The following is a 14,705-nucleotide window of genomic DNA, read 5'->3' as shown; positions in this document are numbered from 1 at the left end:
GATAAAATTTAATTTTTCGTCGCATTAGCTTTCATATTGAAAGTGTGGTTTTGAATTGATTTTAAAATTGATAATGCATAGAAAGTTGAATCATATTGAAGGCATGTATAATAAATTTTAACAACACTATTAACAATGGTATTCCTATGAAAACCAATAAGTTACCTCAATCAGCATGGTCTGATTCACAGGAAGCTGGTTCTCAACCTATGCGGACCAGCCAGTCGAGCAGCTATTATCCAAATGATAGTAAGCCGCAGACAAGCTATGCTAGCAACGATGCTAGCTACAACCATGAAAGCTCGAACGATGAATGCTCAAAAAACATCTCCTTGCAAGACAGTTGCTTTGGCTACAAAAGCGCCGCTAAAAGTCCTGTGAAAATAAAAGAGTCTGCTATGATTGATCATGATAATGCAGAAAATGACGACTTGAAGTATAGCGATATAAATGGCTTTGATGACACAAACGATAGCAGTGCGGGTGGGTATAAAAAACCACAGAAACCTGTCAAAAACCAACCGCTAATGTCAGAGTTTTTGAATGATCAGACAGACGCTTTAAAACACAGCACTCAAAAGCATGGCACTGAAAAAGAGGCCTTTGAAAAACAGGATTCTGAACAAAACACCCTCTCATCATATAAAGAGATACCGGAACGCGTATTTATGAATGGCCTTATCAAGCATACGGGTATTGCCTTAGCGATTATTATACCGTTAGCCGCATTTTCAGCTTACGCGGCAACGCCACCCGTTCAACCAACGGCTGCCCCTACTAATAATACCACCACAGTAGAAACGCTGTCTGTTGACCCTAGCACTATTATTCATAAGTCTGCAAATACGCCAACCACAGTTGATAGTGTTGATCTCAAAAAATACGCTGGTACGTGGTATGAGATAGGTCGCTTACCGATGTATTTTCAGCGTAACTGCGCCAGTGACGTCACGGCTAATTACACCGAAAAAACGGATGGCTCAGGTATTATCGTTACCAATAAGTGTGCAGATAAAGACGGTTCTGGTATTGTTGCTGAGGGTTTAGCGAAGCCAGCTGACGACACCGGTAGTAAGCTGAAAGTCACGTTTTTGCCGTCATGGATTCGCTGGATACCAGTCGGTCGCGCCGACTATTGGGTATTGGCACGCGACCCTGATTACAAAACTGCTTTGGTAGGGACGCCGGATAAAGACTATCTATGGTTATTGTCGCGCTCGCCAAATATCAGTCAAAAAACTTATGCCAAATATCGTCAAGTTGCACAGCAGCAAGGCTATGAATTAAAAGAATTTAAGTTAACCCCGCAAACCAATCAAACGGTCAGTCTGATTCCTTAATGATTGATGCTTAATACTTATTTTTAATGTGGATATGCATAAAGTGGAAATGCATAAATAAGATGGCAGCATCATTGGCTGCCTTTATTTTTTATCATCACTTTTTATCATCACTGATGTTTTTTACAATCACTGGTATATTGCCATTAAATCCCATATAAGTATTAGCAGTTCGGTTATCACTAGCAAAATAGGCCGTTTTAAGCTAAAATCTAGACGATCTAAATACTCTATTGCGAATAACCAGCACCGTTAGTGTCTGGTTGGCACACTAGAGTGACTGCTTAGACCACATATACCTATCTAATTTAACTCTCTTTATACTTTACTGATCATACATTACTGACCATAAGGATGTTTCTCGTGAGCAACGCTGATACCTTACGCCAATTACATCAAGACCACTTGAGCAATTATAACAATCAAGAGCAACAAGCGATTGAGCTAATGGGTCTATTGAACAAGCTCTATAATGAGCAAGACGTGCAAGTGACTTTATTCGGTGACATGCTAGATACCACCTCTGTTGGTCAAATATTGGCATTGCATCAAAAAGTAGCACTACGTGAGCAAGGCGCAAAATCTATCGATATCGCTGATACGCTAGCGATGGTCAAAGTTTTGGCAGAAAACAAAGACCTTCAAGCCACTCGTATCGATGTGGGCCAGCTGATCGCCAATGACAGTGATATTCAAGCAGCATTACAATCTATCGATAATACTAAAGCGTCTATCAATGGTGCCACAGATGTAGTGCTATACGGATTTGGCCGTATTGGTCGTATCTTAACGCGTCTGTTGCTGTCGCAAGCCTCAAGCTCGAAAGGCTTACAATTAAAGGCCATCGTCGTACGTCCAGCTGCCGCAGGCGATTTAGCCAAACGTGCCTCATTGCTAGAGCGTGATTCGATTCATGGCAGCTTCGCCGGTGGCGTAGTTGTTGATGATAAAAACAATGGTTTAATTATTAACGGTCGTTTTGTGCAAGTTATCTATGCCAACGATCCAAGCGATATCGATTATAGCGCTTATGGTATTAACGATGCACTCGTGGTGGATAATACGGGTATCTGGAAAGACGAAGCGGGCCTTGGTAAGCATTTGCAATCTACTGGTGTGAAAAAAGTACTATTAACCGCACCTGCTGGCGGCGATATCAAAAACGTCGTGTATGGTGTGAATAACGATACGGTTGGTGATGATACGATCGTTAGTGCAGCGAGCTGTACTACCAACGCGATTACCCCAACGCTTAAAGTATTAAATGACGAGTACGGTATCGAAAACGGTCACGTCGAAACGATTCACTCGTTTACCAATGATCAAAACCTCATTGATAACTACCATAAAGCCGATCGCCGTGGTCGTAGTGCCGTATTGAATATGGTCATTACTAGTACTGGTGCGGCAAAAGCAGTGGGTAAAGCACTACCAGAGCTTAGCGGTAAGTTGACGGGTAATGCTATTCGTGTGCCAACGCCAAACGTTAGCTTGGCGATTTTGAATTTGAATCTGAAAACAGCCCCAGACAGTGCCGACGCGCTAAATGATTTTATGCGTAAAATTTCTAATAGCAGCCAGTGGCAAACACAAATTGCATATACCGATTCTACAGAAGCGGTATCAACCGATTTTGTCGGCGACACTCATGTGGGTATCGTAGACGCACAAGCCACTATTTTGACTGATAATCATGCTATTGTTTATATTTGGTATGACAACGAAGTAGGCTATAGTACACAAGTATTGCGTTTGGCGACGCAAATGGCCGGTATCAGTTATACTCAGATTCCAGCTTAAAACTTCTATAAAGCCGTATCGACTTTTTAACCGTACTCTTATGAAAAGAGTTATTTCTTAAGAGCCAATTCTTAAAGGTCAGTTACAGCATTTATAGATAAATGTGATTTTGAAAGTAATACAGTTTAAAGTTAGGATAGACAGCACCCGATAGTCCGATTGGTTATCGGGTGTTATTGTCATCATGAAAGCAATGATGCAATAAAATATAGAGATAAATCTTTAAGATTTTTAAAAGATAGCTATTTAAAAGATAACTATAGGCTTAAAACGCGGTCGATGATCTCAATTATGGCTTATAAACCAGAGTGTAAATAAAGGAACGTAAGAAATGCGATTTATTGATGAAGCCGTCGTAACGGTAAAAGCAGGTGACGGTGGTAACGGAATCGCCAGTTTTCGCCGAGAAAAGTACGTCCCGCGCGGTGGCCCCGATGGTGGTGATGGTGGTAGTGGCGGTGATGTGTACGTCATTGCAGATGATAACACCAACACCTTAGTTGACTATCGCTATACGCGCCGCTATGACGCGATGCGCGGTGAGAACGGTCATAGTAAGAACTGTTCAGGTAAAGCCTCTGATGATATTTACTTATCGGTACCTATTGGTACGACCGTGGTTGATACTGAAACAGATGAAGTCTTGGGTGATTTGATTGAGATTGATCAGACATTACTGATTGCCAAAGGTGGTGATGGTGGTCTGGGTAACACTCACTTTAAAAGCTCTACCAATCAGGCACCACGCAAAGCCACATCAGGGTTTGAAGGTGAAATAAAGATTCTTAAGTTTGAGCTAAAAGTAGTAGCTGACGTGGGTTTGGTTGGTTTGCCAAATGCGGGTAAATCTACCTTTATCCGCCAAGTTTCTGCGGCTAAGCCAAAAGTTGCCGACTATCCATTTACTACCCTAGTACCTAATTTAGGAGTGGTCGATATCGGTCGCCATCGCTCATTTGTTATGGCTGATATTCCTGGACTAATTGAAGGCGCATCAGAAGGGGCTGGACTGGGCATTCGCTTCTTAAAGCATGTCGCTCGTACTCGCCGTCTGTTACACTTAGTCGATGTAAAACCTGTCGATGGCAGCGATCCAGTAGAAAATGCCCGCGTTATTTTAAATGAGCTTGAGCGTTTTTCACCTGAGTTGGCCAACTTGCCACAGATTTTAGTATTAAATAAAATCGATCAGGTCGCTGACGAAGATTTGAATGCACTTTGTACCCATATTGTCGCGGAACTTGGCTGGACAGGTATTGTCTTTCGCACCGCAACCCTGACAGGCGAAGGCGTCGACGCGGTCAAATATCATTTGATGAACGAAATTGAACTTGAACGCGAACGTGAATTAGAAGATCCTATTTTCGCTGAAGCACAACAAGAACGCTTTGAACGTTTAGAAGCAGAAGTGCGTCTTAATACTGAAGCACAGCGTGAAGCCTATCGTGCGGCTCGCAAAGCACAACGCGAAGGGTTAGACTTAACCGACGACGCCAGTCTAGATGATGATCGTGATGATGATGAAGATGGCGTTGAAGTGGTTTACGTCCCTTAAGTTGATAGATGCTTGTGCGTATTTTTAAATTAATCCCCTTAATCAATTTACATTAGCAACAGGAGTTTATATGGCAGTTGACATAGAGAACACGACAGAAGAAGCAAGGTTTGTTAAGCAAACTCGTAACTTTGATATTCAGCGCGTTATTGTCAAGATTGGCTCATCGTTACTAACCAATAACGGCCGAGGGCTGGATCGAACTGCCATTTATGGGTGGGCAAAACAGATTGCAGAGCTGCATAAGCAAGGGGTTGAAGTACTATTAGTATCCTCCGGTTCAGTCGCTGAAGGCGTGGTACGTATGAACTTAGATGAGCGACCGAAGAAGTTGGCTGCTCTACAGGCTTGTGCCTCTATCGGCCAGATGGGCTTGATTGAGACGTGGTGGTCAGCACTTATTCAGCACGGTATTCAAAGCTCGCAGTTGTTACTCACCCATGACGACTTATCTAACCGCAGCCGTTACTTGAATACCACCAGTGCGTTAACTCAGCTGTTAGAATGGCATGTACTGCCAGTGATTAATGAAAATGACACCATCACTATCGATGAGATTAAGTTTGGCGACAATGACACCTTAGGCGCGATGGTAGCAGCGATGGTTAATGCTGACTTATACATTATCTTAACCGATCAAGAAGGTGTGTTTACAGGGGACCCTCGCAACGACCCTAATGCCAAAATGATTCGTCAAGAACGGGCGATGGAAGACTATTTATTTGATATTGCAGGCGACGGCGGTAAGCTTGGTCGCGGCGGTATGCTGACCAAAATCCGTGCTGGTCGCCTCGCTGCTATGGGCGGCTGTCCAACAGTCATCGTCAGTGGTGCTATCGAAGATGTCATCACTCGTGTGGTATCAGGTGAAGCGGTCGGGACGTTGCTCACAACCAATGATGAAGACAAAATAATCGCCCGCAAACAGTGGATCGCTGCGCATCTGCGCATGGAAGGCGCGCTTATTGTGGATGCAGGGGCTGCTAAAGCGGTGGCTGAACACAACAAAAGCTTGTTACCAGTCGGCGTAGTAGATGTACGCGGTAATTTTGATGAAGGTGATGTGGTAGAAATTATTCATCAAGATACGGGTGAGCGTTTAGCGGTCGGTCAGGTTAATTTCTCCTCTCGTGATGCGTCGCGCGTTGCGCGTGAGCGTACCGAGCAGTTCGATAAAATCCTTGGCAGTAATGAAGAGCGTGTGGTCATGGTACACCGAGATAATTTAGCGTTAACGGTATAATACTAGGGTGTGTCCTCATTTTTAGCCCATTTAGCTGGCTTCGTTCAGAGTGAGGATATGCCCTAACGACATACCTTTACCTAGTCTCAAGTTTTATTTGGTCAATGACAGTTAACATAAAGTTTAGCTGTCGCGGCCTATAAGTTATTAGCGTTTAGTATTCCCTTATTCAATTTATTTTATCCGGTACTGTTTATATATTTATTAAATACAGTGCTGCTTTGGAGATTTGTACATGAGTGCTTCAGACAATAATAGTGCGCTTGAGCAGAACTTTGCGCCTCTAAAAAACGACAGATTGCTACGGGCACTCCGCTTTGAGCCAATAGATACCACGCCTGTATGGATGATGCGTCAAGCGGGTCGTTATTTACCAGAGTATAAAGCCACTCGCGCTGAAGCAGGTGATTTTATGAGTCTGTGTAAAGATACCGCACGTGCCACTGAAGTGACTTTGCAGCCGTTACGTCGTATGGATTTGGACGCGGCTATTTTATTCAGTGATATTTTGACCATTCCTGATGCTATGGGGTTGGGCTTATATTTTGAAACTGGGGAAGGACCGAAGTTTAAGCATCCTATTCGTAAGCAAGCAGATTTGGATAGATTGCCTGTGCTGGATGTCAATGACTCTCTTGATTATGTCATGCGTGCGGTGACCAGCATTCGTACCGCGCTAAATGGACAGGTACCGCTATTTGGTTTTTCTGGTAGTCCGTGGACACTCGCCACTTATATGATTGAAGGTGGCAGCTCAAAAGACTATCGTTATACTAAAGGCTTCTTATATAGCAATCCTGAGTTTTTACATCAATTACTAGATAAATTAGCAACGTCTGTCATTGATTATTTGGATGCGCAAGTGGTTGCTGGTGCTCAAATATTACAGATATTTGATAGCTGGGGCGGCGCGTTAGCCCATCGTCAGTTTATCGATTTCTCTCACGCTTATAACAAGCGTATTGTCGCTGAGCTAAAAGTACGTCATCCTGAAATACCGGTGGTATTATTTACCAAAGGTGGTGGCGTTTGGTTAGATGTGCAAGCGGATAGTGAAGCAGACGTTTTGGGTCTAGACTGGACAATGCCGATCGATCGTGCCCGCCAAGTATTGACAGAAAGTCAGCGCCAATTGACCAAACAACATAAAAAACTACAAAGTAGCAAAGCCATTCAAGGTAACTTGGATCCAGCGACTTTATATGGTTCACCTGCGACTATCCGTGCTGAAGTAAACGCGATGCTCGATAGCGCTTATGCGAATGGCGAAAAGACTGGCTACATCGCAAACTTAGGTCATGGTATTACCCAGTGGGTCAACCCTGATAATGCCAAAGTATTTATCGATGCGGTACATGATTATAAAATCTAAAGCTTATAATCTATAAAGCCAGATGTTTACTAAGTAACAGAAAAAAGGATGTCTTATGATTTCAGCAGCGATTGTCGGTGGCACAGGTTATACAGGTATTGAGCTCATTCGCTTATTATCTGCTCATCCTGAGGTATCTATTGATTTGCTAACCTCGCGTAGTGAAGCGGGTACACGAGCTGATGAGATATTTCCAAGCTTACGCGGTATCTCAGATATTGTTTTTAGCGACTTGGGTGATGATACGCTTGCAGCGCTGCAAAAGTGCGATGTGGTGTTTTTTGCGACACCGCATGGCGTGGCAATGAAGCAGGCTGAAGCGCTGACGCAAGCAGGCGTCAAAGTCATTGATCTTGCTGCTGATTTTCGTCTGCAATCATTGACGGATTTTGAGCACTGGTATCAACAGTCACATGCTTGTCCTGAGCTGCTAAAAACAGCTGTATATGGTTTACCTGAAATCAATCGTGATAAGCTTGCTGATGCTTTAGTCGTTGGTAACCCTGGTTGTTATCCAACCACTGCTATTTTGGGCTTAAAACCGATTATAGAGGCGCAAAATAAACAAGCCGTACAGCTTGTTGAATCGCGTATCGTTATCGATGCAAAATCTGGTGTTTCTGGTGCTGGACGTCAAGCCAAGCTTGCACTTAATTATGCTGAATCCACAGACAATTTCAAAGCATATAGCGTTGAAGGCCATCGGCACCTGCCCGAAATTGAGCAAGGCGTTGCGCAGTTATTGGATAGTAAATTCACCCATCGTATTCGTTTTTTACCGCATCTGGTGCCGATGATACGTGGCATGCTTAGCTCTATTCATATGGAGCTAACGGATGCTGGGGCTGCTATTGATTGGCAGCAAGCGTTTGAAAATGCCTATAGGTCAGAGCTGTTCGTTGATGTGATGCCAAAGGGTATCTACCCAGATACGCGCAGCGTGCGGGCCAGTAATCGGTTGCGTATTGCTGTTCATCAAGACAATGAACGCGCTGAGCTGACGGTTATCGTTGTTCAAGACAATTTGGTGAAAGGGGCAGCGGGACAAGCAGTGCAGAATATGAATGTAATGTTTGGTTTCGATGAATCAATGGGGCTAAATTTTGCGCCTATCGTTCCTTAAGAGAGATTTACTAAGGAAAAAATCCTTCATATTTATGGCGCTAGGTATTGATTATGAATTCCGCTATAATAACTTGCCCTTCCTGTTAAGAGATACTGTCTAGATGCGTGTTAAGCTCGTACTACGCTTTTGCTCACGGCCAGCACGTTTATCGTGTCAGGCTTCTGTTCCAGATAATGTGGGACGTAGACTGTATTCTCCTAAAGAATGTGATCGCTTAGTCAATAATATTAGTAGCACACAACGAGGGGCGTCTACGCTGGTATTGGCACTGTTTGTTGTGGCCATATTAGTGACCGCAGTGGTGGGGTTGATATTTGGACATAAAATCGGCTATCAGCGCGGATTTCATTCCATAGAAACCGAAACCAAGCAAGCAATGATTAATAGTAGCGAGGCCGTCCAAGAGCTTGAGGACTTACGGATCAGTAATAAAATCGCGACTAATCAAGCCAGCACTGCTAAACAAGAGCTGGCCATTAGTTTGGCGAATCTGGATGAGCTTCGTGAAAATCAGCAAGAACTGACAGTGGAAAACAAACAAGTCTCACAGCTCAATGAGCTATATGCTGAATTTCTGAGTGAAAAGGGTGGTATGCCATTACATATATTGGGTGCCAAAATTCAACCCTTGCCTGAAAATGCGTTCGAATATGGTTTTGATATTGCGATGCTTAGTGAAGATGGTAAAGCCAAGCGCCTAACACCAGTACTAACATTGCTCAACGATGATGATTTTGTAGAAGTACCGCTAGATCCTTCCTCTTATACGATTGAAGGTATCGTCCGTATTCGCGGCCGCTTTACGATGCCGTCAGGCTTTAAGCCGCTACAAGCAAAAATCAGCTTGCAAGCTGGTGGGAAAAAGATAGAACAGCTGTATGATTGGAAACTCGGTGATCGAGTTGATAATATGCCGCTCTCGCTTTTAGACTTACCAGAAGTCGATGAAAGCCCGATTGCGCCTTAGTCGTTTTAATGGTTGTTGGCTCTGACAGTCTATAGCTTTTGATGATCTAGAACCGCGATGTCCAACCAATCTTAGTATTATTTCTGCCAATCTATTTTAATAGCGCTTTATCCTATTATAAATATACTTATTAATTTGTATTCTAACTATGATAAAACAAAAAAACCTACAAGCGATGCCAGCCGTATCTGATTGGCACTTCCCAAATATGCCTGCTCACCGTGCGCAAGACGGTGATACAGATGGCGAAACGTCGCCACAAGCAGATGTATTGGTGGCAGAGCCAGAAGTGGCCAAGCCGCCAATGTATGCCGTTATTATGTACAATGATAACTATACGCCGATGGAGTTTGTCGTCTATATTTTACAGTCAGAATTCCGTCATAGTATGGATTCTGCGGTTGAGATTATGTTGACGATTCATCATAGCAATAAGGGTATTGCGGGTATTTATCCTAAGGATATTGCGGAAACCAAAGCCAAGAAAGTAAACAGTCTGGCTCATCGTGAAGGCTATCCATTATTAACTCAAATAGAACCACACCAAGGTGAGTAGCAGGGTCTTCTTGATTATGAGGTTTTCTTGATTGTAATGCTAGGTTCTAGGCTCGATTTTTAATTCTTCTGCTTTACAGCTTTCTCTGTTTTACCCTTTCAAACCGTCTGCATATGTTATGAATATCACCCTTATAGCGTGAGCCTGGCAGATATTTTTAGCCAATAATTGCCTAAAAAACTTCTCTTAAACGATGTCGATGGTTATTGTTTCAACCTTGATTTTTCTACAAAGAAGCCCCACATATTATACTACACCGTCAAATAGTTGTTTGAAGCGTGTGTTGTCTATCATCTATATCTTCGTTCATTATTTTACTGCCAACCTCTCTTTTATTTGCCCAGCCCTAATATACTGTTATTTCTGTGCTTATCGATAAGCAGCATGCTTTGATACATTTTAGACTGCGTTAATAGATTGACTCTTCTCAAGTATCGTGTTGAGATAAAGAAAAGCTGAAAACAACACTCAAGTCATGGATGTGGTCATTTAGTAATGTCTCTTAATAATAAATTATTGCCCTTGAACAATCCATCTATCGCCCTGATTTACTTACTAACTCATTCATAAAGCTATCAATTATAAAGATAGGTATAACCGTAGGAAGTCGTTATGTTAAGTCGTCATCTTGAAGTTTCTTTACGTTTAGCAATGACACTTGCGCGTCAAAAATCGCATGAGTATCTCACTGTTGAACATCTATTACTGGCCTTATTAGAAAACACCCATGCGGCAAATACATTGACTGCCTGTAATGCTAATGTTTCAACGCTGCGTAGCGAGCTTGAGGCCTATATCAACAAGCACACACCAACAGTCGACGTAGATACAGAGCAGTCGCCGCAGCCAACCCAAAGCTTTGATCGTATCCTGCAACGCGCTATTTTCCATGTACAGTCTATTGGTGGTGGTCGCCTCGTCGAAGGTTCAGATATTTTGGTCTCTATGTTTTCAGAGCATGATACTTATGCGGTTTATTTGCTTAAAAAGCAGGGCATTAGCCGCCTTGAGCTGACCCAATATCTATCACATGGTCAAGATAAAGACGAATCATCTGAGCCACGAGTTTCTATGACGGGTGAGCGCCGCAGTGCCTCAGAAAAAACCAGTAAAGACCCATTAGTCGAGTTTGCAACCAACTTAAATCAGCGCGCGGCTGAAGGCAAAACCGACCCATTGATCGGCCGCGGTCCTGAAATTGAGCGCGCTGCACAAGTTCTGTGTCGCCGCCGCAAAAACAATCCGTTGTTGGTCGGTGAGCCTGGTGTGGGTAAGACTTCAATCGCTGAAGGTCTAGCATGGTTGATTATCAATGAAAAAGCACCAAAGCCGCTGAATGGCTGTGTGATTTATAGTCTTGATATTGGTTCGTTGATTGCTGGCACTAAGTATCGTGGTGATTTTGAAAAACGCATGAAATCACTGCTCGATGCACTCAAGAAAAAGCCCAATGCAATTTTGTTCATTGATGAGATTCATATGATTATTGGCGCAGGGTCGTCGATGAGTAGTAATATGGATGTATCAAACTTGATTAAGCCCGCACTTGCTAATGGCGAGCTGCGTTGTATTGGTTCTACGACATTTACCGAGTATCGTCAGGTTTTTGAAAAAGATCATGCATTGTCACGCCGTTTCCAGAAAATTGATGTCAAAGAACCTAGTGTCGATGACAGCATCGATATTTTACGCGGTCTCAAACCACGTTACGAAGAGTTCCATAATGTTGAATATACTGATGAGGCCTTGGTAACTGCCGTTCAATTATCAGCCAAACATATTCATGAGCGCTTTTTACCAGACAAGGCGATTGATGTCATTGATGAAGCGGGTGCTTATAAGCGCTTAGGCGTGATTCCTGATGCGGATGATATCGATGCAGAACAAAGCTTTATTGCTGATTTAGAGCAAGATTTTGATACACAGATTGATGCTGACGAAGAAGGTGTTGATAGCGATAATGCTGATAGCACTGTAGGTAATGAAGCTATTGATAACGAGATGCGGGATGAGGCCAATACGGCAAAAGCCGATGACCGTGCCAAGTTAGATAGTGAGTCAGATGATAAGTCAAAAGTGTCGAAAACCAAAAAGAAACCACCGATGAAAATCGATGTGGCAGACATTGAAGCGATTGTTGCCAAGCTTGCGCGTATTCCACCCAAATCAGTATCGAGTGATGATAAGAGCATTCTTGAACACTTAGATCGTGATCTTAAACATTTAGTGTTTGGTCAAGATGAGGCAATTGAAACTTTAGCCGATGCGATTAAGCTATCGCGTGCGGGTCTAAAAGCACCAGATAAGCCTATCGGTTCATTTATGTTTGCTGGGCCTACAGGCGTGGGTAAAACAGAAGTTTCACGTCAGTTGGCAAACCTACTGGGCGTTGAGCTAGTACGCTTTGACATGTCAGAGTATATGGAAGCGCATACTGCTTCACGTTTGATTGGTGCACCCCCAGGCTATGTTGGCTATGATCAAGGTGGTTTGTTGACCGAAAAAATCAATCAGCATCCACATTGTGTCGTATTGTTTGATGAAATCGAAAAAGCGCATCCCGATGTCTTTAACTTGTTGCTACAAGTGATGGACCACGGTACGTTGACCGATAATAATGGTCGGGTTGCTGTCTTTAAGCAAGTGATTGTCATTATGACCACCAACGTCGGTGCTGAGAGTATCAGCCGCTCGTCTATGGGCTTTACTCAGCAAGATCATAGCCGTGACAATACTGAATCGCTCAAACGTGTCTTTACCCCTGAATTCCGTAACCGTCTCGATGCGATTATCCAGTTTAATCCTCTTGATACGTCAGTCGTTGTATCTGTAGTCGATAAATTCTTGGTTGAGCTACAAGTCCAGCTAGATGATAAGCAAGTGACCTTAGAGATCGATGATGATGTCCGTGATTACTTGGCTGAAAAAGGTTATGACCGTCTAATGGGCGCACGTCCAATGCAGCGTTTGATTCAAGATGAAATCAAAAAGCCATTGGCCGGTATGATTTTATTTGGTGACTTGGTTAATGGTGGCGTTGTGCATTTAACCTTGGAGCCTGAAGAAGCAAATGAGCAAGACGGTGAGTCTGTTAAGCTTGAGAAAAATAGTGGCAAGACGGATTATAAGGCTTCTGATAAAGGATCAGCGGACAGTCGTATTGTCTTGACGGTCGTTGAAACTCACGAGCCCCAGCCAGACTCTGAATCATTAGCCAGCTAATTTTTAGCCTATGTGTTATAAAAACGGTTATCCTATTATTACGGTAGCCGTTTTTTTATTGCTACCATTCGTTTTAAGATGAGTCGTGATGTACTAATATAAGATATTCTCTTCTCCTATAACAAATAAAACAGGACATATTATGGAATTGTTCGATGAACAGCCAGCAAAGACACAAGCGCAAAAGCAAGTGATTTTAGACAATGTGCGCTTGCCAGAAGACTGGAAAGAAGCGTTAGCGGAAGAATTGACCTCTGATAATATGGATAGCCTGCGGGCATTTTTAAAAGAAGTGTACCAATCAGATGACAGTATTTATCCACCAGCGCCGCTGATGTTTAATGCCTTTAATCTGACCCCCTTATCTCAGGTCAAGGTCGTCATTTTGGGACAAGACCCTTATCATCGTCCAGGGCAAGCAATGGGCTTATCCTTTTCTGTACCCAAAGCGATCCCAAAGCCACCGTCTCTTAACAACTTATTGAAAGAGATGGCAGATGATATTGACACTAGCTATTCAGCACATGGTGATTTGACCTATTGGGCAGAGCAAGGCGTTTTGCTATTAAACAGCTCATTGACGGTAAAAGAAGGCGAGCCAAACAGCCATCAAAATAAAGGTTGGGAGCAGTTTACCGATGCGGTGATTGATGTGGTTAATGAGCAAACAGAGCATACCGTATTTATTCTGTGGGGCAGTAAAGCGCAGAAAAAAGGCAAGTATATCAATACTGATAAACACTTAATTCTGACTGCGGTACACCCATCGCCATTAGCTGCCAACCGTGGTGGTTTCTTTGGCTCTAAACCATTCTCTAAAACCAATGATTATCTAAAACAGTATGGTCAAACACCCATCGATTGGCAGTTACCGCAATAAATGATAAATTCTCTACATCACCAATTGCCGCCTTATTATTTATCAGATAGCTTATCCATCGATGGAACGTTCATAAGCGAGCAGCTTAAAACCAGTACATTCTGGTCGGTTGACGATGTTAAATGGATGCAACAAGCGCTGAAACTGGCTAAAAAGGGCGCTAAGTATGGGGAAGTTCCTGTAGGAGCGATACTGGTGCATCAGCAGCAAGTCATTGGCCAAGGCTTTAATGAGCCAATTGGTCGCCATGATGCAACGGCTCATGCCGAAATTGTGGCGCTGCGAGATGCCTGCGCACGTCTAAAAAACTATCGCTTGCCGCTACAGACGACCCTATATGTGACCTTGGAGCCTTGTACCATGTGCATAGGTGCACTGATTCATGCAAGAGTTGATAGGTTAATCTATGCAGCGAGTGAGCCGCGCGCTGGCATGGTTGGCAGTCAACTGAATCTGCCTGAGCAACCTTTTTATAATCATACTATCGAAGTACATAAGGGCTTGTGCGGCGAGCATAGCAGCCAGATGCTCAGAACGTTTTTTCGTGAGCGCCGAAAAGTGGCAAAAAATAAAGCCAGTATGCCTCATTAACAATGATATCAGTCTTGCTGCTAGTGATAGGCAGGTTTCTTTGCTATAATATT

11 protein-coding genes are annotated in these 14,705 nt (G+C 43.2%); all 11 read left to right on the top strand.

What is annotated here, in order from left to right:
* Positions 1-146 precede the first annotated feature (146 nt).
* The 11 genes from EI161_RS03370 (at position 147) to tadA (ending at position 14,652) form a co-directional block, all read left to right on the top strand.
* Positions 147-1,340, top strand: coding sequence for a lipocalin family protein (locus tag EI161_RS03370; RefSeq protein ID WP_192522462.1), 1,194 nt, complete (start codon positions 147-149; stop codon positions 1,338-1,340).
* A 354-nt stretch (positions 1,341-1,694) separates the two neighbouring features.
* Entirely contained in the window at positions 1,695-3,140 is a 1,446-nt protein-coding gene (locus tag EI161_RS03365; RefSeq protein WP_192522463.1) for a glyceraldehyde-3-phosphate dehydrogenase, read from the top strand.
* 331 nt (positions 3,141-3,471) lie between these two features.
* Positions 3,472-4,695, top strand: coding sequence for an Obg family GTPase CgtA (cgtA, locus tag EI161_RS03360; RefSeq protein WP_192522464.1), 1,224 nt, complete (start codon positions 3,472-3,474; stop codon positions 4,693-4,695).
* A gap of 70 nt (positions 4,696-4,765) precedes the next feature.
* Complete coding sequence (gene proB / locus EI161_RS03355) at positions 4,766-5,938, top strand: glutamate 5-kinase (protein ID WP_192522465.1); 1,173 nt, start codon at positions 4,766-4,768, stop codon at positions 5,936-5,938.
* 235 nt (positions 5,939-6,173) lie between these two features.
* Positions 6,174-7,310, top strand: a complete 1,137-nt coding sequence (hemE, locus tag EI161_RS03350) for a uroporphyrinogen decarboxylase (protein ID WP_192522466.1) — start codon at positions 6,174-6,176, stop codon at positions 7,308-7,310.
* A gap of 55 nt (positions 7,311-7,365) precedes the next feature.
* On the top strand, positions 7,366-8,433 hold the full coding sequence (argC, locus tag EI161_RS03345) for an N-acetyl-gamma-glutamyl-phosphate reductase (RefSeq protein ID WP_192522467.1): 1,068 nt from the start codon (positions 7,366-7,368) through the stop codon (positions 8,431-8,433).
* Positions 8,434-8,536: 103 nt separating this feature from the next.
* Positions 8,537-9,403: a hypothetical protein gene (locus tag EI161_RS03340; RefSeq protein WP_192522468.1), complete on the top strand. Its 867-nt coding sequence runs from the start codon at positions 8,537-8,539 to the stop codon at positions 9,401-9,403.
* A gap of 148 nt (positions 9,404-9,551) precedes the next feature.
* Entirely contained in the window at positions 9,552-9,959 is a 408-nt protein-coding gene (locus EI161_RS03335) for an ATP-dependent Clp protease adaptor ClpS (protein WP_192522469.1), read from the top strand.
* A gap of 612 nt (positions 9,960-10,571) precedes the next feature.
* On the top strand, positions 10,572-13,181 hold the full coding sequence (locus EI161_RS03330) for an AAA family ATPase (RefSeq protein ID WP_192528999.1): 2,610 nt from the start codon (positions 10,572-10,574) through the stop codon (positions 13,179-13,181).
* A 142-nt stretch (positions 13,182-13,323) separates the two neighbouring features.
* Positions 13,324-14,061 (top strand): uracil-DNA glycosylase, encoded by a 738-nt coding sequence (locus tag EI161_RS03325; RefSeq protein WP_192522471.1) that lies wholly within the window; start codon positions 13,324-13,326, stop codon positions 14,059-14,061.
* Complete coding sequence (tadA, locus tag EI161_RS03320) at positions 14,062-14,652, top strand: tRNA adenosine(34) deaminase TadA (RefSeq protein ID WP_192522472.1); 591 nt, start codon at positions 14,062-14,064, stop codon at positions 14,650-14,652.
* The last annotated feature ends 53 nt before the right edge of the window (positions 14,653-14,705 follow it).

The organism is Psychrobacter sp. FME5 (assembly GCF_014861375.1).
Lineage (GTDB): Bacteria > Pseudomonadota > Gammaproteobacteria > Pseudomonadales > Moraxellaceae > Psychrobacter.
Note: the sequence above shows the minus strand (reverse complement) of the source record. Positions and strands in the feature narration are given on the sequence as shown.

What these genes read in the sequence shown, in the direction of transcription:
- EI161_RS03370 (WP_192522462.1), top strand. Translation starts at nt 147, where the DNA reads ATGAAAACCAATAAGTTACCTCAATCAGCATGGTCTGATTCACAGGAA.
- EI161_RS03365 (WP_192522463.1), top strand. Translation starts at nt 1,695, where the DNA reads ATGTTTCTCGTGAGCAACGCTGATACCTTACGCCAATTACATCAAGAC.
- cgtA (WP_192522464.1), top strand. Translation starts at nt 3,472, where the DNA reads ATGCGATTTATTGATGAAGCCGTCGTAACGGTAAAAGCAGGTGACGGT.
- proB (WP_192522465.1), top strand. Translation starts at nt 4,766, where the DNA reads ATGGCAGTTGACATAGAGAACACGACAGAAGAAGCAAGGTTTGTTAAG.
- hemE (WP_192522466.1), top strand. Translation starts at nt 6,174, where the DNA reads ATGAGTGCTTCAGACAATAATAGTGCGCTTGAGCAGAACTTTGCGCCT.
- argC (WP_192522467.1), top strand. Translation starts at nt 7,366, where the DNA reads ATGATTTCAGCAGCGATTGTCGGTGGCACAGGTTATACAGGTATTGAG.
- EI161_RS03340 (WP_192522468.1), top strand. Translation starts at nt 8,537, where the DNA reads ATGCGTGTTAAGCTCGTACTACGCTTTTGCTCACGGCCAGCACGTTTA.
- EI161_RS03335 (WP_192522469.1), top strand. Translation starts at nt 9,552, where the DNA reads ATGATAAAACAAAAAAACCTACAAGCGATGCCAGCCGTATCTGATTGG.
- EI161_RS03330 (WP_192528999.1), top strand. Translation starts at nt 10,572, where the DNA reads ATGTTAAGTCGTCATCTTGAAGTTTCTTTACGTTTAGCAATGACACTT.
- EI161_RS03325 (WP_192522471.1), top strand. Translation starts at nt 13,324, where the DNA reads ATGGAATTGTTCGATGAACAGCCAGCAAAGACACAAGCGCAAAAGCAA.
- tadA (WP_192522472.1), top strand. Translation starts at nt 14,062, where the DNA reads ATGATAAATTCTCTACATCACCAATTGCCGCCTTATTATTTATCAGAT.